Consider the following 23,956-nt stretch of genomic DNA (forward strand, 5'->3'; position numbering starts at 1 on the left):
CTATCTCGCGGAGACTCCTCCTGATAATGGAAGTATCAAAACTGGCCCGATTCACTAATTTATTTTGCCATAGTAAACCAGGCCGGTTTTTTTATAGTTTCGCCGCCGCGCGGCGGAGCAGGTGACCGATGATTTTGCCGTTCTACGCGGCGGCGGACAAGGCAGCCGCCGGCTCTTGCTTATGCCTATTCGTCAAAAATAGAGACGATCTCTCCGTCCAGGATGCGGTTCATATTTCTGACGGCGCAGAAGTTGCCGCACATGCTGCAGGTATCCTCCCTTTCGGGCTTTGATTCGGCGCGGTAGCGCCTCGCCTTTTCCGGGTCTATCGCCAGCGTGAACATCTTTTCCCAGTCGAGCTTTTTACGCGCGAGGCTCATGTCGTGATCCCAGTCCTTCGCGCCCGGCACTCCCTTGGCGATGTCGGCGGCGTGCGCCGCGATCCGCGCGGCGATTATTCCCTCCTTGATGTCGTCGACGCCGGGCAGACGCAGATGTTCGGCGGGCGTCACATAACAGAGGAAGGCGGCTCCGTTCGCGGCGGCCAGCGCGCCGCCTATCGCGGAGGTGATATGGTCATAGCCGGGGGCGACGTCGGTGATGATCGGACCGAGCACGTAGAAGGGCGCTCCGTGGCAGAGGGTCTTTTCTATCTCCATATTCGCCGCGATCTGGTTCAGCGGCATGTGCCCCGGCCCCTCTATCATCACCTGCACATCTCTCGCCCAGGCCCGTTTTGTCAGCTCTCCGAGCGTTATCAGTTCGCCGATCTGCGAGGCGTCGGTAGCGTCCGCGATACAGCCGGGACGGCAGGCGTCGCCCAAGCTCAGCGTCACGTCATATTCGCGGCAGATGTCGAGCAGCTCGTCAAAGCGTTCGTAGAATGGATTTTCATTGCCGGTCATCTCCATCCAGGCGAAGATTATCGAGCCGCCGTGGGAGACGATATTCGTCAGACGCCTATTTTTTTTGAATTTTTCCGCCGTGTCACGGTTGATGCCGCAATGGACGGTCATGAAATCGACCCCGTCCCGCGCGTGCATGCGCGCGATGTCGATCCACTCCGCCGCCGTTATCTGCGCGAGCGGCTTGTTATAATAGACCACGGCGTCATAAATCGGTACGGTGCCGATCATCGCGGGACAGTTTTCCGTCAGACAGCGGCGGAATTTTCTTGTATCCCCAAAGGAGCTGAGGTCCATGATCGCCTCCGCACCCATTTCGACGGCGCTGCGCACCTTCTGAAATTCCATCTCCAAGTCGGTCATGTCCCGCGAGGTGCCGAGGTTGACGTTGATCTTCGTCCTGAGCATCGAGCCCAACCCATTCGGCGAGATCACGGTGTGCAGCCTGTTGCAGGGGATTATCGCCCGCCCCTCCGCCAGCAGCTTCATCAGCTTACCCGCCTCAATGTGCTCCTTCTCCGCGACCGCAGTCATCTCCTTCGTGAGGATTCCTCTGCGCGCCGCCTCCATCTGCGTCCGATATTCCACGTACCATCACTCTCTTTCCATAAATAAGCGGGGGAACACCCGAACCGGCATTCCCCCGCTAAAAAGACATATATGCTATCTTCCTACGGCGGCATTACCCGCATCAGGTGTAAGGGTCGAAGTTCGATTACTTCCTCTCAGCCTGCTTCGCAAGCTCCCCTGTATTGTTATCTAATTAGAGCATTAACAGAAATCTTTGTCAACTATGGATAGTCAAGCGATTTAGCCGCCCGATATAGAAAAGGAGGCCGCCCGCGGGCGGCCTCTCATGTACGGCTAAAGATAGAATTGTTACTGCGCGAGAAAATCCGCCGCGAACTGCGCCGCGAGCGCCGCCCCCATCGGGAGTATCTTCTCGTCGACCGTGTAACATTCGTGATGGTTGGACATCCCCGAGCCGGGAACATTTTCACTGCGTCCGCCAATGAAACCATAAACTCCCGGGGCCTTCTCCATGAGGAAGGAGAAATCCTCCGAGCCCATCAGCTTTTCAAAGGGGACGAGCGCCTCTTCGCCGAAGAGCTTCACCGCCGCGCCGCGCGCCGTCTCCATGACCTTTTCGTCGGAATTTATCACGGCGGGACAGAGATATTTGTATTCAAGCTCCGCGGTGCAACCGTAGCCGGCCGCCACATCTTCGGCGGTCTTTCTGATCATCTCCTCCATTTGCAGGCGAAATTTCGGATCGAAGGTACGCACCGTGCCGTCCATGACGGCCTTATCGGCGATGATGTTGAAACGCTGTCCCGCGTCGAAGGTGCCGACCGTGAGGACGAGCGAGTTGAGCGGGTTGTTCACGCGGCTGACGATCGTCTGCAGCGCCATGATGACGGCGGATGCGGCGGCGACCGCGTCGCGTCCCAAGTGGGGCGCCGAGCCGTGGCTCGCCTCGCCCTTGACCGTCAGCGTAAATATGTCGCAGGAGGCCATACGCTCGCCGTGTTCGATGTTCACCTTTCCGGCGTCGAGCTGACCCCATACATGCACTCCGTATACCGCGTCTACGCCCTTCATCAGCCCGCGGGCGACGGCGTCCTTCGCGCCGAGGGCCAATTCCTCGGCCGGCTGGAAGAAGAATTTCACCGTGCCGCGGAGTTCGTCGCGTATCTCCGACAGTATCTTTGCCGCGCCAAGCTGCATCGCGATGTGGGCGTCATGTCCGCAGGCGTGCATCCTGCCCTCGTTCTGCGAGGCAAAGGGGAGCCCCGTCGCCTCTTTCACTGGAAGGGCGTCGATATCGGCCCGCAGCAGCACGGTAGGGCCGGGCTTCGCGCCTTTAAGCGACGCAACGCAGCCGTACATGCCGTCGAAGCGCTCGACGGAGAGCCCCATCGCCTCAAGGTCCTTTACGATGGCCTCCGTCGTCTCCGCCTCATGTTCCGTAAGCTCCGGATGGGCGTGGTAATACCGGCGTCTCTCCACTATATAATCGTTGTACTTCGCGGCCAGAGCCTTGATGTCGGCAGCCATTATCCCGCCGCCCTTTCATCCGTAAAATCTTTTGCGAACTGCGCGTAGAGGGCCGCGCCACGGTGCATCGCATCCTCGTCTACGGTGAATTTATCGCTGTGGTTGGAGTAGGTGATGCCCTTAGACGGGTTGAGCGCGCCGATGAAGCCGTAGAAGCCGGGGACCTTCTCCATGAAGTAGGCGAAGTCCTCCGAACCGGTGAGGCGCGGCATCGTCGTCAGTATCTCCTCGCCGTAGAGCTTCACGGCGGCGTTCTTCGCGATCCTGTTCAAGTCGTCATGGTCGTTGATGACGGGACCGGGGAAGCGGTCGTACTGGAACTCAGCCTCGCAGCCGAGGGCCTCCGCGGTGTTCTTGATGATCTTTTCAAGCTGACTGTCGATCGTCTTGCGCAGTTCGCGCGAGTAGGTGCGCACCGTACCCTCCATCACCGCCTCGTTCGCGATGATGTTGAAGCGCTGCCCGGCGTGTACCGTGCCAACGGAGACGACGAGCGTGTTGAGCGGGTCGTTGACACGGCTGACGAAGGTCTGGAGGTTCATGATGATGGAGGCCGCCGCGACGACCGCGTCGTGGCCAAGATGCGGCGCGGAGCCGTGGGCGGCGAGCCCGCGGACGGTAATTTTAAAGTTGTCGCATGAGGCCATGCGCCCGCCCGGCTCAAGGCTCATGAGCGGCGCGTCGAAGACGCCCCAGATGTGCATGCCGAAGATCGCGTCGACGCCGTCAAGACAGCCCTTTTCGACGTAATATTCCGCCCCGTGGCAGGATTCCTCGGCGGACTGGAACATGAGCTTCACCGTTCCGTGGATATCCTCCCGCATCTCCATGAGGATCTTCGCCGCGCCAAGCAGCATCGCGATATGGGCGTCATGCCCGCAGGCGTGCATCTTGCCCTCGTTCTCCGAGGCGAAAGGCAGCCCAGTCTTCTCCACCGAGGGCAGCGCGTCGATGTCGGCGCGCAGCATCACCACCGGTCCCGGCTTACCTCCCTTGATCGTCCCGATGAGGCCGTAGTAGTCTGGGAAGGTCTCAACGGCGATCCCAATCGCCTCAAGCTCGCCCTTGATCGCCTCCGTCGTCTCTTTTTCCTCGAACGAAAGCTCGGGGTGGGCGTGGAACCGGCGCCGCTGGGCGATGATGTAATCGTTGTGCCTTTCGGCAGCTTCTTTTATGTTCATTTCAAGCCTCCTAAAACTTTCTCCGCCTGCGCTCACGCGCCGACGGAGTGTTACAGCTTAAAGCAGTCCGATAAAGATACCGGCGATAACGACCGAGGTGATCGTGACCGTCACAAAGCCACCGACGATCATCTGCGGCAGCATCGAGTCAAGCAGGTACTGGTGCTCTTCGGGGGTCTCGGCGAGAGCCTTGACCGACTCCTCTGTGAGGATGTAGTTCGGCGGGAAGCCGTAGAGCGCCGTCAGCGAGGTGGCGAAGGACATCTCCCAGCTTACTTTAAGGACCTTGCCGACAAGGATCGAAAGCACCGCCATGCCCGCGACGCCGATGACGATGATCGTCAGCATCGGACCGATGCATTCGCCGAGCATCTGCGGCGTCGCGTCCTTGAGTCCGGCGAAGACGAAGATCATCAGCACGTACATAAGGAATCCATAGGAACCGGCCTTATGCAGCGCGTTCTTCTCCAGGAAGCCAAGCTCGGTGAAGATGATACCGAAGAGCAGCGCGATAACCGCCATGTTGATGCCGGTCACCTTTGCCGCGAGGCTCGCGAGCCAGGCTGAGAACATCAGCTTCGCGAGGATGAGGGCCATCGTCGAATATTTCGCGGGGACCTCGGGGAAGATACGGTACTTCAGTACGTCGCTCGTCGCCATGTTGCCGACGGTGGTGTCTACTTTCTCGTTTTTGTTCACCTGAACCTCGCCGCTGCGGTACTTCGCCAGCAGGCGGCGGCCCTCAAGCTTGAGGCAGACGGCGGTCAGCGGATAGCCGAAGAATCCCTGCACCGCGTACATCGCGATCGCAAGCACGGCGGCCGTCGTGAGGCCCCTCTCCGCGGCGGCGCTGTTCATCATCGTCGCCGCGACGATGCCGCCCGTAAGCGGCGGAAGTCCGGCGATGACATAGGCGCGGCCGACGAGCGGGATGCAGATGAACCAGCAGAGGGCGACCATGCCCGCTAGCCCCGCGAGCGTGATGCAGATTATCTTCCACTGGTCAAGCAGCTGCCGGATGGAGATGATCGTCCCCATATGGGTGATGCAGAGCATGATGACGAGCGTACCTCCGAGCGGCGCGCCCATTCCCGCGAGAGCCACGATGTCCTTCGGGAAGAAGGTCCAGTAGCCGAAGAGGAAGAGCGTCGCAATGACGAAGACCGACGGTATCCATGCCTTTGTCTTGGTGCCGACAAATTCGCCTATGTAATAGACGACGGCAAGAACTAAAAATGCCACAATACTGCTCATAAAAAATACCTCCTATACATATAATTATTATGTAGGGCTATTTTACCGTATTTACCATTGTATGTACGTATTTATCACGTAAAAGTTTTTTAAATCACATATTTCCATTAACTTGCCGAAGCTTTGCATAAAATTTATATTTCCGCAGGAAAATTTTCCCCAAAATTGAGCTCTTTAGCTGTACAATTACAGGAGGTATGTGTTTGCATAATTCCCTTTGAATAATGAGAGGAGTTTTCTGTTAAATGAAGGTCACAGAGGAGATACGGAATTTTAAGGCGGAGTCGATCAGCGTCGGGGGTATCGCGGAACTGAAAGAGGCATCGCGCGAGGCGCGTGTCTGGGCGGTCGTCGCGACGGCGGCGGCGAAGAGCGGACATCCCGCGGGAGCACTCTCGTCGATGGATATTTACATGACGCTGCTCGGCGCGGCGAACGTCACGCCCGCGCTCGCGGACTCGCCGGAGCGCGACCGCATAGTAGTCAGCCACGGCCATACCTCGGCAGGCTTCTACGCGGCGCTCGCCGAATACGGTTTTTTCCCCGCGCATGAGATGGCGGCGAACTTCCGCCGTGCCGGCAGCCCCTATCAGGGTCACGTCGAGCGCGACGTCCCCGGCGTGGACTGGGGAACGGGCAACCTCGGCCAGGGACTCGCGGCGGGTGTAGGTTTCGCGCTCGCGGCGCGAACCCGCGGCTCGCAGGCGCACAGCTGGGTCGTCATGGGCGACGGCGAACAGGTCAAGGGACAGGTCGCCGAGGCGCGCAGGCTCGCGGCAAAAGAAAAGCTGACGAACCTCACCGCGCTCGTCGACTGGAACGACATCCAGATAAGCGGCCGCCTGGAAGAGGTCATGCCCGTCAACATTCCCGCCCTCTGGGCCGCCGACGGCTGGCAGGTCGTCGAATGTGACGGCCATGACCACAATGCGCTCTACAGGGCGATGAAGGCAGCGAAGGAGGCCTCCGTGCCGACGGTCGTCCTCTGCCGGATGACGATGGGCAAAGGCGTATCCTTCATGGAGAACGTCCCCGACTATCACGGCAAGCCCGCCGCCGGTGAAAAACTCGAACAGGCCCTCAAAGAGCTCGGCAGCGACGTCTCTCTCTTTAACACGGCGCTCGAAGAGCGTAAGGGGCCGCTCCCCAAGGGACGCCATGTCGCTCCGGAAAAGCCGGCGCTTGAACTCGGCGTTCCTCACACATACACCAAGGAAGACAAAAAGGACAATCGCGGAGCCTTCGGAAAGGCTCTCGCGGAGGTCGGAGAGCTCAACTATAAAAAGGCGGACGCGACGCCGATGCTCGTATTCGACTGCGACCTCGCCGGTTCGGTGAAGGTCGACGGCTTCGCGAAGGCCTGCCCCGACAACTATGTCGAGGCAGGTATCCAGGAGCATATGACGGCGACCGCCGCCGGCGCTGCCTCGGCCGCGGGAGTCGTCTCAGTATGGGCCGATTTCGGCGTCTTCGCGAGCGACGAGGTATACAACCAGCAGAGACTTAACGACATCAACCGCGCCGGTACGAAGACGGTGCTCACCCACTCCGGCCTCGACGTCGGCGAAGACGGCATGACGCATCAGTGCATCGACTACGTCGGCCTCTTCCGCAACACCTTCGGTTGGAACGTCGTCGTTCCCGCAGACCCGAACCAGACCGACCGCGCGACGCGCTGGATGCTTGCGGAGCCCGGCAATATCTGCCTCGCGATGGGACGCAGCGTGCTCCCCGTGGTCACGAAAGAGGACGGAAGCCCCTTCTACGGCGGGGACTATGTGTTCCGCGACGGCGCGATAGATCTGCTGCGCGAGGGAACCAACGTCGTCATCCTCGCGATGGGACACCTCGCGGGCCGCGCCGTCGAAGCACACGAAGCGCTCGCGAAAGAGGGGATCAGCGCCAAAGTGCTGCACTGCGCGACGCCGCTCACAATGGATAAGGAGGCGCTCTTCGCGCTCGTCGGGGAGCTGCCGCTTCTCACCTGCGAAGACCACCACGCCGACACCGGTATCGGCGCCGTCGCCGCGATGGCCTTCGCGCGCGCCGGCAGGGCGGTCAAGATAAAGAACCTCGGCGTAACGCGCTACGGGCTTTCGGGCTCGAACAGCGACGTCCTCGCCGATATGGGGCTCACCGCCGCCGGCATCGCCGCCGGGGTGAGGGAACTGCTTAAATGATCCAGGCGGGAGATCTGGTATTTATCTGGAACCCCAAAAAGGGAGACAGCTTTCTCGTCAAGGTCCAGCCCGGGCAAAGCCAGGGCACGCACTTCGGGCAGATAAAACACGCCGAGCTCATGGAACACGACTACGGCGAGGGTATCCGCACGCCGAAAGGCGAGGTCTACTTCCTGCTGCGGCCGACGCTTGGCGAGTATACCCGCCGCCTCAAGAGGCAGACGCAGATCGTCTTTCCCAAAGAGGCGGGCTTCATCATCGAGCATCTCAACATATTCCCCGGCTGCACCGTCGTCGAGTGCGGCACCGGCTCCGGCAGCCTCTGCTGCACCTTCGCCCACTTCGTCGGCGACACGGGAAAGGTCTGCACCTACGACCGCCGCGAAGAATTCTCCGCGCTCGCGCGCAAGAACGCCGAAAAGTGGGGCGTCGCGCACCGCATAGAGTTCAACGTCCGCTCGCTCGACGAGGGATTCAAAGAGCGCGGCGCGGACGCCGTATTCCTCGACGTGCCGACGCCGTGGGACTACATCGACAAGGCCTATGAGGCTCTAGCCCCTGGAAACCACATGGGGATCCTCGTGCCGACGACGAACCAGATCTCCGAGACGCTGCGCGCGCTGCAGGAATTCGGCTTCGCCGACGTGCAGGTGGTCGAGATAATGCTCCGTTATTTCAAGACGGAGCCGAACCGCATCCGCCCCGAGGATATGATGATCGGACATACCGGCTATCTCATCTTCGCCGTCAAGACGCTGCCCCTGCCGGAGATAAAACCGGCGGAGACTGCGGAAACGGCGGAAGAAAACGCCGAGCCCTGCGGTGAAGCGGCGGAGGCGGCCCTTCCGGCCGAGACGGAGCAGACGGAGAATAGCGAACAGGTATTTTAATTTTGACAAAAAAGAGGCTGCTCCTGCATATATGCTGCGCGCCCGACGCCACGGTCCCGTGGCCCTCGCTGATCGGCGAGGGCTGCGAGACCGCGGGGTACTTTTACGGCGGCAACATCCATCCACAGACGGAATATGACAAGAGAGCGGCCGCGGTCTCCGCGCTGGCCGAACATACCGGCGCGGAGCTCTTTTTGGCGGACTATTCGCCGGAGCCGTGGTTTGAGGCGGTGCGCGGCCTCGAAAAAGAGCCGGAGCGCGGGGCCCGCTGCAAAAAATGTTTCGCGCTGCAGCTGGAGGCCGCCGCCGAGTGGGGCGCCGCCCACGGCTTCACGCACCTCTGCACAACGCTCACCATCAGCCCGCACAAAGATGTAAATCTGATCAACGAGATCGGCGCGCGCGCCGCCGCGGCCCGCGGCCTCGTGTGGGTGGAGAGGGTCTGGCGGAAAAACGACGGCTTCAAGCGCTCCGTCGAAATAAGCAAAGCGCTCGGCCTCTACCGGCAAAACTACTGCGGCTGTATTTTTTCCCAGAACATAGAGTTATAATTATTCAATAAACCGAGTTGGAATGACAGCTCCCGGCGATAGATACGGGGGAACGGTTTTTGCTGTCAAAGGCTCTCCTGACGGAAACCTGACAGAAATAATAATAAGGCTGCTGACCAGAGGTGAGGTAAATGACAGACAAACCTGAAACAAAACTCCCCTCGGGAAAACTCTCGCCCGAGGCGCTCAAACGCAACGTATTGTCATACAACGGCGCGCCGCGCCCCGAGGTGCTGATCGGCCCCGGCGTCGGCGAGGACGCCGCCGTCATCAAATGGCCCGAGGGAAAATATATGGTATTCGCCTCCGACCCCATCGTCGGGGCGGAGAGCGGCGCGGGGCGGCTGCTCGTGAGGATAAATTCAAACGACATCGCCTCCAAGGGCGGCGATCCGGCCTATCTCGCCGTCACGCTGATACTTCCGCCATCCTTCGGCGAGGAGGGCGCGGCGCGCATCATGCGCGAGATCGACGAGGAGTGCCGCGCGCAGGGCATCGCTGTCGCCGGCGGGCACACGGAGTTCAATGACCGCTATGACCGCCCCGTCATCATGGGGGCGCTCGTCGGCACCGCGGACAAAGTGATGCGCGCGAAGGACATCTCCGAGGGCGACCTGCTGATAGTGACCAAGCACATCGGGATCGAGGGCATGTCCATACTGGCGCTCGACCGCCCCGACCTGCTGTCGCCTTTCATGAGCGAGGCGGAAATTGCCGAGATACTCTCATGGTCCGAGATGACCTCAGTTCTTGCGGAATCGCGCCTGCTGCGCCCCTTCGCGAAATTCATGCACGACCCCACGGAGGGCGGCTTTATGGGCGGCCTTGACGAGATATGTTCACTCTGCGGACTGCGCGCCGAGCTTGACCGCGAGTCGCTGGCGATACATCCGCTGACGCGGCGCGCCGCCGAAAACCTCAGTTTCGACCCGCTGCACCTCATCGCCTCCGGCAGCATGCTCGCCGTGGTGCCGGAACGCTACGCGCAGACCGCGCTCTCCGCGCTGGCGGCGGCGGGGATAGAGGCGGCCGTCGCGGGGCGCATGGGCGGCAGGCTGGAAGCGCCGCTGCCAGAACCTATGGAAGAGCTATGGCGGCTGCTCAAGATGGAGAAAAAAGATGCGCGCTGACATCCTGCGCCGCACGGAAAAACTCACCTCGGCGCTCAAGGGGCAGGGAGCGGACGCCTTCGTAATCCTCTCGGACGAAGACATCAACTGGGAGAGCCTCTTTTACATGAGCGGCTTTCGCGGGACTGCGGGGGCGCTAGTGGTATTCGCTGACGGAGAGGCCGAGCTGATCCTCGATGGCCGCTACGCCGTGCAGGGGCGCGAACAGTCGCCGCACAAGGTATATGAACAGCGGTCCGGCCTCGTAAGCGACGTCGCCGAGAGCCTTAAAAAACACGGCGCGGAGGAGATACTCTGCGAATCCGACAAGACCTTCCATGGAACCTGGGAAAAACTCTCCGCCCACGGTCTCTGGCGCGACGGCGGCGAAATAATGAAAGAGCTGCGCCGGCAAAAGGACGCCGGCGAGGTGGAAGACATAAAGAGGGCCGCATCGATCGGCGCCAGGGCCTTCCTCGAGACGCTTGACTGTGTGAAGCCAGGTATGACAGAAAAGGCCTTCGAGGCGCTGCTGAACTACAAGATAAACCTCCTCGGCGGCGGCGCGGGCTTCGATATGATCGTCGCCTCCGGCCCCCGCAGCGTCATGCCCCACGGACGCGCGAGCGAAAGGCCAATGGCGGCGGGAGAATGGGTCACCGTAGACTACGGCGCGCGCTGGAACGGTTATTTCTGCGACATCACGCGCAACTTTTCCCTCGGAACGCCAAGCGCCGAGGCCGCGGCGATGCACGAGCTGCTCCACAGGGTCCATCACGAGACCGCGGCGATGCTGCGCGCCGGAGTATCCGGCACCGCGGTCCATAACAGAGCCGTCGACATCTTCGCCGCCGAGGAAAAAGAGCAATACTTCACACACAGCCTCGGCCACGGCTTCGGCCTTGAGATACACGAAGCGCCGCTGCTCTCGCCGCGCCGCAACGATATCCTGCGGGTGGGCGACGTCGTAACCATCGAACCGGGGCTCTACATTCCCGGTTTCGGAGGCATGAGGCTTGAGGACGACTACCTCGTCACCGAAGATGGTGCTGAGAGATTAACGAAAGAGTTAAATCAGTGTTTTTACAGTATTTAAAATTAATTTAAAACTGTTATAATAATTCCTAGTTTTTTAAGGTTAAAAATCTTAAATTAACCAAAGGAGAGGGTAACTTATGAAAAAGTATGTCTGCACAGTATGCGGTTATGTATATGATCCCGAAGTCGGCGATCCCGATTCCGGAATAGCCCCCGGCACAGCCTTTGAAGACATCCCCGACGGATGGGTATGCCCCGTCTGTGGCGTCGGCAAAGACATGTTCGAATAAAAATCACGGCATATAAGCACCGCTGACTTCACAAAACATTACGGGAGATCCCTACAGCGTATCCGTATACGCTTCCGGGCCTCCCGTAATATTTTGCTTCGTCATCGGCACTTCTACGCCGTGATTTTTCATATATTCTAGGTTTAATATCATGGCACAGCTCCGGTATCGGGGCCCAAAGTTATTTAGCGGACGGCACTTCTCCGCGCCGTTTTCTTCGTACTATATTTTACGCTTCCGGGTCTCCCGTAATATTTTGCTTCGTCCTCGGCGCTTCTACGCCGTGATTTTTCATATATTCTAGGTTTAATATCTTGGCACGGCTCCGGTATCGGGGCCTAAAGTTATTTAGCAGACGGCACTTCTCCGCGCCGTTTTCTTCGTACGTCTCAATTTCCGCGGGATGCCTCCGTTTACGCTTCGTCGATCTTTTTCATCAGGCTGTCGATCACGTCGTCGATTTTATATTCTCTCAGGTCGTCGGCGATGCGCCGGAAGATGCCCTCCTCCTTCAGCGTCACCACCGAGACGGGAAAGTTGAGGTCCAGCGCCCAGGTGAGCTGTATCAGCCGGTAGTCCTGGAGCGAGCGGGCGTTGACATAGGAGCCGCGCCCTGTCGTCCGTATCTCCTCTACCAGCGCCGGAGATAGCCCCTGCACCTTCTTATGGCGCGGCAGCATATCGTATATCGTTCCCTTGTCGATGCGGCTCTGCACCATGCGGAAGACGTCTATCTTATCGGCGTCGTGCGCGAGGGCGCACCAGCGGTAGACCGAGAGCGGCACATTCGCCGGTATCTCAATCTTGTTGTGGTGGCGCACCGCCGTCAGCACCTTTTCTCTGTCTCCGGGTTCGATGCCTCGCCAGTCAAATTCCGCCGCCAATATCTCCGCGCCGCGGTCTCCGTGGTCGAAGCTCGCGCTGTCCTGGAAGGTCTGATAGTCGCGGTACTGGGAGAATCTAGCCGTGTCGTGCAGCAGCCCGATGGCGTGGGCGGTCCAGGCGTCGTTTTCCTCGTTCCACTCGAGCGACTCCGCGATCGCCGAGGCCAGCCGCTGCACGCGGAAGCTGTGCTTTCTCTTAAGCTCCTGCATCGGCGCGAGGGCGCCCTCTATCTTGAAAGAATCAACGTAAGAGTTGAACCATTTTTCTGTCTTTTCACTGGAATACATCATAAAACGCCTCCGATCTCACGAAATTATACAACAGTAAGCGGATAACCGCCTCGTTATCGCCAACGTTGGCCGCCGTTAAATGAAAAATGGCCCGTTAGGGTCTCCCGCCGCCTCATATTTTTGCTAAATCCCTGCGCGGTAAGGCTTTTTAAGCCATTCGCGCCGCTATGCCTAAGCATATTGGCCTTGTTGACGGAGGCCGCATTTGAGAAGATTTCTCACGTAAAACATGCCGGATAGGGAAGCGGCAGGGAGGGCAAGAGACGCTCCGCGCGCGTGGATATCCGAAAGTACGCGGGACGGGTGAACGGATAGATTCTCCGCCGTACCCTCCATACCGAACGGCAATTACAGATGAAACGGCAATAATAAATATCACCCAAGGGGGAAATTAAAATGGCAGTAAAGAACGACGACGAGATCAAGAAAAGCCTGGATATGCTTGAGGCGCACACCGGCCCCTACGACGAGAAGTTCGCGCAGGCCCACGCGGAGGACATTCACGCGATGGCCGACCACCTGAACGGTAAAAAGGACGACCTCTGGCAGCGCACGAGGAGATGGTTCGACGACCACTACGATCACGTAAAGGAACATCTGCACGACGACAAAGAAAAGATCGAGACCCACCTCCACCGTCATAAAGAGGAAAAGAAATAGCCTAATAACGGCATCAGCCCCGACCGCGAGCACAGCCGCTCCGCGGACGGGGCTTTTTCATATGGCAATGTTTACGCGGCGGTCCGCAGAGGATTTAGTCAGAGCCTCTGATAAAGGCATTCACCACGGGAGGTCAGCCCTGCCGGAGGGCGAAATGGTTCCGCCGGAAGCTGAGCAGCCCTTCGTCTCTCATCCGGCACAGCTCGTTTGACATCGCGCTGCGGTCCACGGAGAGATAATCGGCGAGCTGCTGGCGGTCGAAGGGAATGTCAAACTCCGGCGCTCCCTGCCGCAGCGACTCGGCGGAGAGATAGGAGAGCAGCTTCTGGCGCGTCGTGCGCTGCGTCATATGCGTGAGCTTGTCGTTGAAGCGGAGATTTTTTTCGGCAAGGACGGAGAGAAGGTTTCTCAGCAGCCGCGAGTGGAACTCGCAGGCCGAACTACAGGTCGTGAGGACGCGGCGCACATTCATGAACATCACGGCGCCCGCCTCCGCCGCCACTACGCTGACGCCGAGCGTAACTCCCTCCATGCAGGCGTAACTCTCGGCGAATATCTGCCCCGGGCCGATCTCCGCGATGATGTTCCGGTTCCCCCAGAAATCCTCTTTTATGAGATGGAGAGAGCCAACGAGCACCATACCGATCGCCTCCGTGCTCTCGCCGAAGCGCAGCACGAATTCGTTTTTCGCGTATTTCTTCGTCTTCACCGAAAGGCAGGCAAGCATCGCCTCAATTTCCCTCTCCTCAATGTCTTTGAAAAGCGGAGACTTTTTTATGACCTCAAGATATTTTTTCATATTGCTCCTTTTGTTGTTTTTACAACAGATTTACCGTATTTATTGTAGTATCCTCTAACCGTAAAATCAAGAGCGACAGATGACAGACAAATTACGAAATAAGAAACAGGTTTGGGAGGAATAGAGATGCTGAGAAGAATAATCGAGATAGACGAAACAAAGTGCAGCGGCTGCGGGGCCTGCGCTGAGGCCTGCCACGAGGGCGCGATCGCGATGGTCGGCGGCAAGGCAAAGCTGACTCGCGACGACTACTGCGACGGACTCGGCGACTGCCTGCCAACATGCCCCACCGGCGCGATCACCTTCGTGGAGCGCGAGGCTAAGGCCTATGATAAGAACGCGGTGGAGGCAAATATGGCCGCTAAGAAAAGTTCGGCAGACAAACTGCCATGCGGCTGTCCGGGAACGCAGGCGCGCGGGATCACGCGCGGCGCGGAGGAGCTGGAGAGCGCGGCCTGTTCCGTGCAGACCGTTTCGCGGCTCTCGCAGTGGCCGGTCCAGATAAGGCTGGCCCCCGTAAACGCCCCATATTTCGACGGCGCAAAGCTGCTCGTCGCCGCCGACTGCACGGCCTTCGCGCGCGCCGACTTCCACGAACGGTTCATCAAAAACCATGTGACGCTCGTCGGCTGCCCAAAGCTCGACGCCGTCGACTACGCGGAAAAGCTTACGGAGATATTAAAAAGCAACGATATAAAGAGCCTCACCGTCGTGCGCATGGAGGTCCCCTGCTGCGGCGGCCTTGAGGCGGCGGTGAAGAGCGCGCTGCAGGCCAGCGGAAAGTTTATCCCCTGGCAGGTCGTGACGATAACCGTTGACGGACGGATACTTGATTAAATCAGACGGCGGCACATCGACGCGAAATCAATAAAAAATAAACGAATAATAGAATGTGAGGAGAGATCATTATGGACGAAAAGATGTTTTGCTTTCAGTGCGAACAGACGGCCGGCGGAAAAGGATGTATGGGCAGGGCGGGCGTCTGCGGAAAACCGTCGGATACGGCGGCGCTCCAGGACAAGCTTACGGGGGCGCTCATCGGCCTCGCGCGCGCCGCGGAGGGAAACAGACCTACGGATAGCACCGACAGAGCCATGCTGGCGGGGCTTTTCACAACGGTGACGAATGTGAACTTCAACAGCGAGACGGTGGCGGAGATGACAGAAAAGGTACACCGGGAGACGGAGAGGCTTGTGCCGCGCTGCGGCAGCTGCGCCGCCCACTGCTCAAGAAACGATGACTACGATATGAACGGCCTCTGGAACGCGGATGAGGATATCCGTTCGCTGAAATCGCTGATCCTCTTCGGCCTGCGCGGCATGGCGGCCTACGCCTATCACGCGCTGGTCCTCGGCTACAGCGACAGGGAGATCAACGACTTCTTCTACGAGGCGCTCCTGGCCATCGGCAAAGACAATAATACTATGGAGTCGCTGCTGCCGCTCGTCCTCAGGACGGGAGAGGTAAATCTCCGCTGCATGGAGCTGTTAGACCGCGCCAATACGGAGACCTACGGAACGCCGGAGCCGACCGCCGTCTCCTTCAAAGTTGAGAAGGGCCCCTTTATCGTTATCAGCGGCCACGACCTGCGCGACCTTAAGCTGCTGCTCGAACAGAGCGCGGGCCGAGGCGTCAACGTCTACACCCACGGTGAAATGCTGCCGGCGCACGCCTACCCTGAACTGAAAAAATATCCACACCTCAAGGGCAATTTCGGCACCGCCTGGCAGAATCAGCAGCGTGAGTTCGCGGACATCCCCGCCCCCATCCTCTTCACCACAAACTGTCTGATGCCGGTAAAACCCTCTTACGCGGACCGCGTCTTCACCACCGAGGTGGTCTCCTTCCCAGGACTGGTGCATATCGGAGAGGATAAGGATTTCGCCCCCGTCATTGAAAGGGCTCTCGCGCTCGGCGGCTGGAGCGAGGATAAAAATTTCACGGGCATCAACGGCGGCGGCGGTACGGTGACCGGCTTCGGCCACGGCGCGGTGCTCGCCTCGGCGGAAAGGATCGTGGAGGCGGTAAAGGCGGGAGCGATCAGCCGCTTCTTCCTCGTTGGCGGCTGCGACGGCGCAAAGCCGGGCCGCAACTATTACACGGAGTTCGTCAAAAAGTGCCCCGCGGACACTGTAATCCTTACGCTGGCCTGCGGCAAGTACCGCTTCAACGACCTTGACCTCGGGACGGTCGACGGCTTCCCGCGCATCATGGATATGGGACAGTGCAACGACGCCTACGGCGCGATCCGCGTCGCCACCGCGCTCGCGGAGGCCTTCAAGTGCGGCGTCAACGACCTGCCGCTCTCGCTCGTGCTCTCATGGTACGAACAGAAGGCCGTCTGCATCCTGCTGACGCTGCTCCACCTCGGCATAAAGAACATCCTGCTCGGCCCGACGCTTCCGGCCTTCGTCTCGCAGAACGTGCTGAACTTCCTCGTCGAGCATTACGGCATCGCCCCGATCAGCACGCCGGAGGCGGACCTGAAAAAGATTCTCGGATAACGTTACCAAACAAGACAAAAGAGAGGGGGCGATAATTCACATCCGCCGCCCTCTCCTCGCATAGGACAGATATGGGCGGCTCTCCCTGCTCTATTTTTAGCTTTTATTAAACTGTTTTTAGTCAGTAGATGATGCGGCCGGAGAGCTTTCAAAACTCTATTTCACTAAAGACACACTTCATAAATTACCGAAAAAATAAGGAGGCGCAGTGATGGGATATATGCTGACAACTGACGAGGCCGACAGGCTCATCGCGGAGTTGGGCAAGAGGTGCACGATATACGCGCCGAAACGTTTTGCCGGCGGAGCGCCATTTTCCGACCTTGACTGCGTGCGTTACGGCGAGGTGAAAAACGTAAACGAGATAGTCTTCGACAAAAAGTCGGATTACTCTTTTAAGGAGGCGCTGCTGCCGCTCTCGGAGACACTTTTTTTCTTCACCGAGGAACATCTTAAGGAGGCCGACGGCCCTCAAAGAGAGGCGCTGATCTTCCTGAGAAGCTGCGACCTGCACGCGGTACGGCGGCTAGACGAGATATATCTGCGCAGCGGCGTGGAGGATTATTACTACAAGCGCCTCCGTGAAAGGGTCAAATTCGTCCTCATGGGCTGCCCCGCGCCCTTTGAAAGCTGCTTCTGCGTCGATATGGGTACGAACCGCGCCGAGGGCTACGTCCTTTCAATAGAGCCTCGCGGCGGGGGCTTTGCCGTGGAGTGCCGACTGCCAGAATTTGAAGTGCTTGCCGCGGATATCGGCGGCCGCGCCGGCGACGCCGCGCCCTCCTTCGTCAGCGAAACGCCGACGCGCGTGGATATCCCCGTTGGGCTGACCGCCGAAGTTAGCCGCGCGGGAATGTGGAACGAATATGACAGCCGCTGTATCAACTGCGGACGCTGCAACTTCGTCTGCCCGACATGCACCTGCTACACAATGCAGGACATCTTCTACAGCGACAACGGCAGGGTCGGCGAGCGCCGCCGCGTGCAGGCCTCCTGCATGGCGGACGGTTTCACGGATGTAGCCGGCGGCGGCAGCTACCGTAAAAAGAGCGGCGAGCGGATGCGCTTCAAGACACTGCACAAGATATACGATTTCAAAGAACGCTTCGGCTACCAGATGTGCGTCGGCTGCGAACGCTGCGACGACGCCTGCCCCGAATATATATCCTTCTCCCACTGTATAAACAGACTCGCGGAGGCTATAAAGGAGGTCGAGAAAGATGCTTGAAAACGAATATGTCCCCTTCCTCTCCAAGATAACGGCGGTCGTCAAACATACCGAGATCGAATACACTTTCCGCATGAGCTATGAGGGCGACGTGAAGCCCGGACAGTTCTTCGAGGTCTCGATCCCGAAATTCGGCGAGGCTCCCATCTCCGTAAGCGGCATAGGCGACGGCACCGTGGATCTGACGATACGGCGCGTCGGGCAGGTGACGAACGAGATATTCGAACGCTTCACCGGCGGGAGCCTTTTCCTGCGCGGCCCATACGGCAACGGCTTCAATCTTGACGACTACCGCGGCAAAGACCTTGTCGTCATCGCCGGCGGCACCGGGCTCAGCCCCGTGCGAGGCGTGGTGGACCACTTCTCGCGCCACCCGCGTGATAGGGGCTCTATGACCCTGATCGCGGGCTTCAAAAGTCCCGCCGACATTCTCTTCTCGGAGGACATCAAACGCTGGGAAAAGACGATGAACGTCATCCTCACCGTCGACTGCGCGGACGAATGCTCCTGTTACCGCGTCGGCCTCGTCACAAAATATATACCGGAGCTGAAACTGCGGACGCCGTCAGAGGCCGCCGCGATAGTCGTCGGACCGCCGATGATGATGAAATTTTCAACACGCGGACTCATCGAGGCCGGCTTTCAGGAGGAAAATATCTGGATATCGCAGGAACGCCGGATGTGCTGCGGCATCGGCAAGTGCGGCCACTGCAAGATCGGCGCGGCATACGTCTGTCTCGACGGTCCGGTATTCAACTACGTGACGGGCAAAAACCTGATCGACTGAGGGGAGGTGCGGATAATGGATATAAACACAAAAAAGCTGAAGAAAAACGCCTTCCGCGTCACGAAGGTACGTGGAGTCACGGCTTCGCGCATCCGCGTGCCGGGGGGCCACCTTGAGGCGAAATACCTGCGGATACTGCAGGAGATCGCCGAACGCTGCGGCGACGGAACAGTGCATATCACCAGTCGGCAGGGTTTCGAGCTGCCCGGCATTCCCTTCGAGAAGATGCCGGAGGTGAACGCCATGCTCCAGCCGGTGATAGAGGGGCTGGAGATAAACCAGACAAGCCCCGGCACGGGTTACCCCGCCTCCGGTACGAGAAACGTCACCGCCTGCGTCGGCAGCCGCGTCTGCCCCTACGGCTGCTACGACACGACCGCCTTCGCGAAGCATATTGAAAAGGCCATCTTCCCCAACGACCTGCACTTCAAGATCGCGCTCACGGGGTGCCCAAATGACTGCGCGAAGGTGCGCCTGCACGACTTCGGGATCATCGGCATGACGGAGCCGCAATTTGAAGCGGAGCGCTGTGTCAGCTGCGGCGCCTGCCTCAGATACTGCGAAAAAAAATCCGTCAAGGCGCTGGAGAAGGTCAGCTTTCGACCCCGGCGCAGCCACGAAAAGTGTATCGGCTGCGGCGAGTGCGTCATCAACTGCCCCACCCGCGCATGGACGCGCAGCGGCGAGAAATATTACCGCCTTACGCTGCTGGGACGCACGGGAAAGCGCAACCCCAGGCTCGGCGAGGATTTTATAAAATGGGTGGATGAGGAAAGCATCATCCGCATCATCCTCAATGCCTACAGATACGTGGAAAAGTATATCGACGCGTGCGCCCCAGGCGGCAAAGAGCATGTCGGCTACATCGTGGACCGCACAGGCTTCGAAGAATTCCGCCGATGGGCGTTTGAAGGAGTGGAACTGCCAGCGAAGGCCGAGGTCTATTCGCCGCTTTACTGGAAGGGACCGAAATTTTAGGGATAATACGACATAGGGCAAGCCGGCGGCTTTTTCACAAAAGGGCCGCCGGCTTACTTCATCTATAACAGCCGCCTTGTCAAAAAACTTATCCGCCTTCAAACAGCCAGGACACTGATCCAGCCTCCGGCATCCTCTTGCGGCCGCGACGGAAAAAACTGCCGCCATAATGGTGCTTCACGCCACTCGCGAAGGCCCCGCCCACGCGGGCGGATAGTCCAGCCGCTGGGCAGCCTATGGACTGCGGCGGTTTCGTCATATATACGAAAGGAAATAGCGGTGGACGCATTCGTCGTCCGTTATCTCGGGGTGAAAGGCGGTGGCGAGCATATTCCTCTCCCGCGCCGCCGTAATCAGCCCCGCGTGACGCGCGAGCACCTCCGTGCCGCCGCCCACGGAGGCGATGTACGGCACGCGGATGAAGGGCATCTCGACATCCCTCATCCCCGCGAATTCACCGCGCGCGATGAAGCTCGCAAGCTGACGGCCATATCCGTTGTGGCGCACGGTAATATCCATCGCCGCGAAGTGGCGGCGCTCGTCGTTTTCGATCTCCTTCGCGAGCAGGATCATCCCGGCGCAGGTCCCCCAGACCGGCAGCCCCTCCATTATCATCACGCGCATCGGCACAAAGAGGCCAAGCTCCCGCAGCAGTTTGCCCTGCGCCGTGCTCTCCCCGCCGGGAAAGATCAGCGCGTCAAGCCGCTTAAGATCCGCCCGTTCGCGTATCTCGACGGGCTCCGCGCCGACGCGTGCGAGCATCGCGTAGTGTTCGGCAAAGGCTCCCTGCACCGCGCAGACACCGACGCGTTTCATTATTTTCCGCGCTCCGCCATCAGCACGGCGATCTCGTTCTCGTTGATGCCGACCATCGCGCCGCCGAGGTCTTCTGATATCTCCGCGAGTATCTTGGGGTCCTCATAATTCGTGACCGCCTTGACGATCGCCGCCGCCCTTTTCTCAGGGTTGCCGGATTTGAAGATGCCGCTGCCGACAAAGACACCCTCCGCGCCGAGCAGCATCATCAGCGCCGCGTCGGCGGGCGTCGCCACGCCGCCAGCGGCGAAGTTTACCACCGGCAACCTGCCGCTGTCGTGAACCTCGCGCAGCAGCGCGTAGGGTACCTGCTGCTCCTTCGCCGCCTCAAAGAGCTCGTCTTCGCGCATCGAGACGACGTGCGCAATCTCGGACTGCATCGCGCGCATATGACGCACCGCCTGCACGACGTCGCCGGTCCCCGGCTCGCCCTTCGTGCGGATCATCGTCGCCCCCTCCTCGATGCGCCGCAGCGCCTCCGAGAGGTTTCTCGCGCCGCAGACAAAGGGCACGCGAAAGGCAGTCTTGTCGATATGATAGACATCGTCGGCGGGGCTCAGCACCTCGCTCTCGTCTATGTAATCGATCTCGATCGCCTCAAGGATGCGCGCCTCGGCGATGTGGCCGATGCGGCACTTGGCCATCACGGGGATACTGACGGTCTGCTGGATGCCCCTGATCATCTTCGGGTCGCTCATGCGCGAGACGCCGCCCGCCGCACGGATGTCCGCGGGAATGCGCTCAAGCGCCATAACGGCGCAGGCCCCGGCGCCCTCCGCGATCTTCGCCTGCTCCGGCGTCGTAACATCCATGATCACGCCGCCCTTAAGCATCTTCGCGAGGTCGCGGTTAAGTTTTATCTGGTCTCTATTCTCCATCTCACAATATCCTCCTGAATCGTTCCGGTAAATTCACAGCTGTGTTAAGAGAGTTATAGTTTATAATTGTCATTGCTTCAATGTATAAATATTATTTATTTTTTAATGACAGATGAGGTAAATCGATGATCTTTGACTTTATAAGAATAGACAGGAGGGGCGGCGACGCGCTCTGGCGGCAGATATACGAACAGTTCGCGGCGGCCGCCGACAACGAGATGATCGCGCCGCTCACGCGGCTTCCCTCGATACGTGAGCTTGCCGATGGACTATCGGTGAGCCGTTCGCCGGTCGAGAACGCCTATGAACGGCTCCATATCGACGGCTATCTTATGAGCCGGCCGAAGAGCGGATATTTTATCGCGCCGCGCCGCCGCGGAAACGCTGCGGCATGGGAGAGGGCGCGGGCGAAAAATTCCGCGGATATACGGTACGATCTCAGCTCCGGCAGGATAGAGGCGAAGAGCGCCGACCTCTCGGCATGGCGGCGCTGCCTGCGCGCGGCGCTGAAACGCGAGGATGAGATCACCTCGCGCGGCGATCCCTGCGGCGAGGGCGAGCTGCGCGCGCAGCTCGCGGCTTACGCCTACCGCGCGCGCGGCGTGAAATGCCACGCGGAGGAGATCGTCACCGCCTCCGGCACGCAGCAGCTGCTGTCGCTGCTCTGCCGCGCCCTTGGCGGCGGTGGGCGCGCGGTGCTGGAGAGCCTGGGTTTTGAGCAGGGAGAACGGGTGCTGCGCGACTACGGCTGGGAGGTCTCCGTCGTTGAGGAATCTCCGGATACGGCGGGGAGACTTGGCGACGCGGATATCTTTATGGAAATCGGCTCCAAGCGGCCGCTGCGCACGCTCGCGCAGCGCACGCGGCGCCGGGGCGCGCTCGCGGAATGGGCGCGCGAAAACTGCCGCTTCATCATCGAGGACGACTATAACGGCGAGCTGCGCTATCTCGCGCGTCCAATACCGGCGATGCAGCCGCTCGCGCCGGAGAATATCGTCTACATCGGCAGCTTTTCTCAGCTGCTGCTGCCCTCGGTACGCGTCGCCTATATGGCGCTGCCGCCGCGGCTCGCGGAGAGCTGCGCGGAGGCGGCCCGCTTTTACGACCCCACCTTGAGCAAAGTCGAGCAGCTCGCGCTCGCCGATTATATCCGCGAGGGACATCTCGAACGGCACCTGCGGCGCTGCCGCAAGCTCTATCTGCGCAAAAGCCGCCTCTTCTCGGAGGCGCTGACGCGGACCTTCGGCCCTTCGCTCAGGTGGCGGCTGCTCGAAACCTCGACCGCCTTCGCCCTCACCGCAAGCGGCGCGGAAGAGCTGCGGCTGGCGGCGCTCCACATGGGAATCAAGATCGAGACCGACGGCGGCGACATCCTGCTCTCCTTCGCCGGCCTTCCCGAGGACGATATCGCCGCCGCGGTCTCGGCGCTGAAAGAGGCCTGGCCACAGCTCGGCAATGAGGGCAAAGAGAGAGCGGCAGTGCGCGCATAGGGGACGCCGGTGAAAAACAGCTTGGCGGCGCGGCGTAAAATCCGCGCAAAGGCCCTCATTCCGTCCGCTTTTTGATGTATAATTGAATTGTAAAATAAAATAATTTTATTTTGGAGGTATATAAATGGATTGGTTCGCTGCACAGCCGGCGCCTTTACAGGCTTTGATAGCGGGAATTTTTACCTGGGGCGTGACGGCGCTCGGGGCGGCGGGCGTCTTTTTAGCAAAGCGCCCTAGCCAGAGGCTGCTGGACGTCATGCTCGGCTTCGCGGGAGGCGTGATGATCGCGGCAAGCTACTGGTCGCTGCTCGCCCCCGCGATAGAGGTATCCGAAGAGCTCGGCTACCCTGGATGGCTGCCGCCGCTGATCGGCTTTCTCGCGGGAGGCGGTTCGCTGCGCCTGCTCGACATGGTGATGCCGCATCTTCATCCCGCGATGGCGGAGACGCACCCGGACGGGCCGCCCTCCACCCTGCGCCGCACGACGCTGCTCGTACTCGCGATAACACTGCACAACATCCCCGAGGGGCTCGCCGTTGGCGTCGCCTTTGGCGCGATAGGAATGCTGCCGCAGGCGACGCTGGCGGGGGCAATCGCGCTCGCGCTCGGCATGGGGCTGCAGAATTTCCCCGAAGGGCTCGCCGTTTCGATGCCGCTGCGCCGCGAAGGACTCACACGCGCCAGATCCTTTTTCTACGGACAGCTCTCGGCGATCGTCGAGCCGATATTCGCCTTCCTCGGCGCACTGCTCGTCTATATCGCGCACCCGCTGCTGCCCTACGCGCTCGCCTTCGCCGCGGGAGCGATGATCTTCGTTGTCGTTGAAGAGACGGTCCCTGAATCTCAGGCATCCGGTAATGGCGACCTCGCGACGACCGGCTTCCTCATCGGCTTCGCGGTGATGATGGTGCTTGACGTCGCGCTCGGGTAGGCCAAAGCGATAATACCGGCAAACACACAAAGAACTCATAGGTACAAGCGAGCCTCCGGTAATAGCTGACAGTGAAATAATCAATAGCATGCGGATCGGGACGACATATAGAAATCGTCGTAATATAATGTTTTTAGAATAAAATTAGATTTTTTCAACAAAATATTATAAATAACGCTAAGTCTTTTCCTTAAACAGGGCAACCACATCGGTTGGCCCTGTTTTTCATTAACAGGTTAATTGCCCATAAATGA

General features: G+C 59.5%; 22 protein-coding genes and 1 riboswitch. Of the genes, 14 read left to right on the top strand and 8 right to left on the bottom strand.

Annotated features, from left to right (window positions below):
* Window positions 1-185: 185 nt before the first annotated feature.
* From thiC to LIO98_RS10380, 4 genes are all read right to left on the bottom strand, one after another.
* On the bottom strand, window positions 186-1,493 hold the full coding sequence (gene thiC, locus LIO98_RS10365) for a phosphomethylpyrimidine synthase ThiC (protein WP_291956572.1): 1,308 nt from the start codon (window positions 1,491-1,493) through the stop codon (window positions 186-188).
* Window positions 1,494-1,555: 62 nt separating this feature from the next.
* A riboswitch (TPP riboswitch) is annotated at window positions 1,556-1,664 on the bottom strand.
* 120 nt (window positions 1,665-1,784) lie between these two features.
* Entirely contained in the window at window positions 1,785-2,963 is a 1,179-nt protein-coding gene (locus tag LIO98_RS10370) for an amidohydrolase (protein WP_291956575.1), read from the bottom strand.
* On the bottom strand, window positions 2,963-4,144 hold the full coding sequence (locus LIO98_RS10375; RefSeq protein WP_291956577.1) for an amidohydrolase: 1,182 nt from the start codon (window positions 4,142-4,144) through the stop codon (window positions 2,963-2,965). Before LIO98_RS10375 ends, LIO98_RS10370 begins: the two co-directional genes overlap by 1 nt.
* A gap of 57 nt (window positions 4,145-4,201) precedes the next feature.
* Window positions 4,202-5,398, bottom strand: coding sequence for a hypothetical protein (locus tag LIO98_RS10380; RefSeq protein ID WP_291956579.1), 1,197 nt, complete (start codon window positions 5,396-5,398; stop codon window positions 4,202-4,204).
* 245 nt (window positions 5,399-5,643) lie between these two features.
* Between LIO98_RS10380 and LIO98_RS10385 the strand changes: the two genes are divergently transcribed.
* The 6 genes from LIO98_RS10385 (at window position 5,644) to rd (ending at window position 11,456) form a co-directional block, all read left to right on the top strand.
* Window positions 5,644-7,578 carry a transketolase gene (locus LIO98_RS10385; protein ID WP_291956581.1) on the top strand — a complete coding sequence of 645 codons (1,935 nt, stop codon included), beginning with the start codon at window positions 5,644-5,646 and terminating at the stop codon, window positions 7,576-7,578.
* Entirely contained in the window at window positions 7,575-8,468 is an 894-nt protein-coding gene (locus tag LIO98_RS10390; protein WP_291956584.1) for a tRNA (adenine-N1)-methyltransferase, read from the top strand. Before LIO98_RS10385 ends, LIO98_RS10390 begins: the two co-directional genes overlap by 4 nt.
* A gap of 2 nt (window positions 8,469-8,470) precedes the next feature.
* Entirely contained in the window at window positions 8,471-9,019 is a 549-nt protein-coding gene (locus LIO98_RS10395) for an epoxyqueuosine reductase QueH (RefSeq protein ID WP_291956587.1), read from the top strand.
* A 131-nt stretch (window positions 9,020-9,150) separates the two neighbouring features.
* On the top strand, window positions 9,151-10,149 hold the full coding sequence (locus LIO98_RS10400) for an AIR synthase related protein (RefSeq protein WP_291956589.1): 999 nt from the start codon (window positions 9,151-9,153) through the stop codon (window positions 10,147-10,149).
* Window positions 10,139-11,224: a Xaa-Pro peptidase family protein gene (locus LIO98_RS10405; protein WP_291956591.1), complete on the top strand. Its 1,086-nt coding sequence runs from the start codon at window positions 10,139-10,141 to the stop codon at window positions 11,222-11,224. Before LIO98_RS10400 ends, LIO98_RS10405 begins: the two co-directional genes overlap by 11 nt.
* Window positions 11,225-11,303: 79 nt before the next feature.
* Window positions 11,304-11,456, top strand: a complete 153-nt coding sequence (gene rd, locus LIO98_RS10410) for a rubredoxin (protein ID WP_066747226.1) — start codon at window positions 11,304-11,306, stop codon at window positions 11,454-11,456.
* 413 nt (window positions 11,457-11,869) lie between these two features.
* Here rd and LIO98_RS10415 read toward each other — a convergent pair whose 3' ends face one another.
* Complete coding sequence (locus LIO98_RS10415) at window positions 11,870-12,631, bottom strand: HD domain-containing protein (protein ID WP_291956596.1); 762 nt, start codon at window positions 12,629-12,631, stop codon at window positions 11,870-11,872.
* 396 nt (window positions 12,632-13,027) lie between these two features.
* Between LIO98_RS10415 and LIO98_RS10420 the strand changes: the two genes are divergently transcribed.
* Window positions 13,028-13,291, top strand: coding sequence for a hypothetical protein (locus LIO98_RS10420; RefSeq protein WP_291956599.1), 264 nt, complete (start codon window positions 13,028-13,030; stop codon window positions 13,289-13,291).
* A 133-nt stretch (window positions 13,292-13,424) separates the two neighbouring features.
* On the opposite strand, the gene LIO98_RS10425 is transcribed toward LIO98_RS10420, so the two are convergent.
* Complete coding sequence (locus LIO98_RS10425; protein ID WP_291956602.1) at window positions 13,425-14,090, bottom strand: Crp/Fnr family transcriptional regulator; 666 nt, start codon at window positions 14,088-14,090, stop codon at window positions 13,425-13,427.
* 126 nt (window positions 14,091-14,216) lie between these two features.
* On the opposite strand from LIO98_RS10425, the gene LIO98_RS10430 reads away from it, so the two are divergent.
* The 5 genes from LIO98_RS10430 to asrC all read left to right on the top strand — a co-directional run bounded on the left by LIO98_RS10430 (window position 14,217) and on the right by asrC (window position 19,587).
* Window positions 14,217-14,927 carry a 4Fe-4S binding protein gene (locus LIO98_RS10430; RefSeq protein ID WP_291956605.1) on the top strand — a complete coding sequence of 237 codons (711 nt, stop codon included), beginning with the start codon at window positions 14,217-14,219 and terminating at the stop codon, window positions 14,925-14,927.
* Between the two features lie 71 nt (window positions 14,928-14,998).
* Window positions 14,999-16,594, top strand: coding sequence for a hydroxylamine reductase (gene hcp / locus LIO98_RS10435; RefSeq protein ID WP_291956608.1), 1,596 nt, complete (start codon window positions 14,999-15,001; stop codon window positions 16,592-16,594).
* Window positions 16,595-16,805: 211 nt separating this feature from the next.
* Window positions 16,806-17,822: an anaerobic sulfite reductase subunit AsrA gene (asrA, locus tag LIO98_RS10440; RefSeq protein WP_291956610.1), complete on the top strand. Its 1,017-nt coding sequence runs from the start codon at window positions 16,806-16,808 to the stop codon at window positions 17,820-17,822.
* Window positions 17,815-18,609: an anaerobic sulfite reductase subunit AsrB gene (gene asrB, locus LIO98_RS10445; protein ID WP_291956612.1), complete on the top strand. Its 795-nt coding sequence runs from the start codon at window positions 17,815-17,817 to the stop codon at window positions 18,607-18,609. The genes asrA and asrB overlap by 8 nt, the downstream gene beginning before the upstream one ends.
* A gap of 15 nt (window positions 18,610-18,624) precedes the next feature.
* Complete coding sequence (gene asrC, locus LIO98_RS10450) at window positions 18,625-19,587, top strand: sulfite reductase subunit C (protein WP_291956615.1); 963 nt, start codon at window positions 18,625-18,627, stop codon at window positions 19,585-19,587.
* A 255-nt stretch (window positions 19,588-19,842) separates the two neighbouring features.
* On the opposite strand, the gene pdxT is transcribed toward asrC, so the two are convergent.
* Together pdxT and pdxS are read right to left on the bottom strand one after the other, a co-directional pair.
* Entirely contained in the window at window positions 19,843-20,403 is a 561-nt protein-coding gene (gene pdxT / locus LIO98_RS10455; protein ID WP_291956618.1) for a pyridoxal 5'-phosphate synthase glutaminase subunit PdxT, read from the bottom strand.
* On the bottom strand, window positions 20,403-21,281 hold the full coding sequence (gene pdxS / locus LIO98_RS10460; protein ID WP_291956620.1) for a pyridoxal 5'-phosphate synthase lyase subunit PdxS: 879 nt from the start codon (window positions 21,279-21,281) through the stop codon (window positions 20,403-20,405). Before pdxS ends, pdxT begins: the two co-directional genes overlap by 1 nt.
* A 125-nt stretch (window positions 21,282-21,406) precedes the next feature.
* Here pdxS and LIO98_RS10465 point away from each other — a divergent pair, with 125 nt between their 5' ends.
* Window positions 21,407-22,771, top strand: coding sequence for a PLP-dependent aminotransferase family protein (locus LIO98_RS10465; protein WP_291956622.1), 1,365 nt, complete (start codon window positions 21,407-21,409; stop codon window positions 22,769-22,771).
* A gap of 124 nt (window positions 22,772-22,895) precedes the next feature.
* The gene (locus LIO98_RS10470; protein WP_291956624.1) at window positions 22,896-23,702 is read left to right on the top strand and encodes a ZIP family metal transporter; all 807 of its coding nucleotides are present in this window, start codon (window positions 22,896-22,898) and stop codon (window positions 23,700-23,702) included.
* Window positions 23,703-23,956: the final 254 nt, after the last annotated feature.

The sequence above is a fragment of the Cloacibacillus sp. genome (assembly GCF_020860125.1).
Lineage (GTDB): Bacteria > Synergistota > Synergistia > Synergistales > Synergistaceae > Cloacibacillus.

Coding starts and splice junctions, on each gene's coding strand:
- LIO98_RS10385 (WP_291956581.1), top strand. CDS start 5,644: ATGAAGGTCACAGAGGAGATACGGAATTTTAAGGCGGAGTCGATCAGC.
- LIO98_RS10400 (WP_291956589.1), top strand. CDS start 9,151: ATGACAGACAAACCTGAAACAAAACTCCCCTCGGGAAAACTCTCGCCC.
- pdxS (WP_291956620.1), bottom strand. CDS start 21,281: ATGGAGAATAGAGACCAGATAAAACTTAACCGCGACCTCGCGAAGATG.
- LIO98_RS10370 (WP_291956575.1), bottom strand. CDS start 2,963: ATGGCTGCCGACATCAAGGCTCTGGCCGCGAAGTACAACGATTATATA.
- LIO98_RS10470 (WP_291956624.1), top strand. CDS start 22,896: ATGGATTGGTTCGCTGCACAGCCGGCGCCTTTACAGGCTTTGATAGCG.
- LIO98_RS10465 (WP_291956622.1), top strand. CDS start 21,407: ATGATCTTTGACTTTATAAGAATAGACAGGAGGGGCGGCGACGCGCTC.
- LIO98_RS10375 (WP_291956577.1), bottom strand. CDS start 4,144: ATGAACATAAAAGAAGCTGCCGAAAGGCACAACGATTACATCATCGCC.
- asrA (WP_291956610.1), top strand. CDS start 16,806: ATGGGATATATGCTGACAACTGACGAGGCCGACAGGCTCATCGCGGAG.
- hcp (WP_291956608.1), top strand. CDS start 14,999: ATGGACGAAAAGATGTTTTGCTTTCAGTGCGAACAGACGGCCGGCGGA.
- LIO98_RS10390 (WP_291956584.1), top strand. CDS start 7,575: ATGATCCAGGCGGGAGATCTGGTATTTATCTGGAACCCCAAAAAGGGA.
- LIO98_RS10420 (WP_291956599.1), top strand. CDS start 13,028: ATGGCAGTAAAGAACGACGACGAGATCAAGAAAAGCCTGGATATGCTT.
- LIO98_RS10430 (WP_291956605.1), top strand. CDS start 14,217: ATGCTGAGAAGAATAATCGAGATAGACGAAACAAAGTGCAGCGGCTGC.
- rd (WP_066747226.1), top strand. CDS start 11,304: ATGAAAAAGTATGTCTGCACAGTATGCGGTTATGTATATGATCCCGAA.
- asrB (WP_291956612.1), top strand. CDS start 17,815: ATGCTTGAAAACGAATATGTCCCCTTCCTCTCCAAGATAACGGCGGTC.
- LIO98_RS10415 (WP_291956596.1), bottom strand. CDS start 12,631: ATGATGTATTCCAGTGAAAAGACAGAAAAATGGTTCAACTCTTACGTT.
- LIO98_RS10380 (WP_291956579.1), bottom strand. CDS start 5,398: ATGAGCAGTATTGTGGCATTTTTAGTTCTTGCCGTCGTCTATTACATA.
- asrC (WP_291956615.1), top strand. CDS start 18,625: ATGGATATAAACACAAAAAAGCTGAAGAAAAACGCCTTCCGCGTCACG.
- pdxT (WP_291956618.1), bottom strand. CDS start 20,403: ATGAAACGCGTCGGTGTCTGCGCGGTGCAGGGAGCCTTTGCCGAACAC.
- LIO98_RS10405 (WP_291956591.1), top strand. CDS start 10,139: ATGCGCGCTGACATCCTGCGCCGCACGGAAAAACTCACCTCGGCGCTC.
- LIO98_RS10425 (WP_291956602.1), bottom strand. CDS start 14,090: ATGAAAAAATATCTTGAGGTCATAAAAAAGTCTCCGCTTTTCAAAGAC.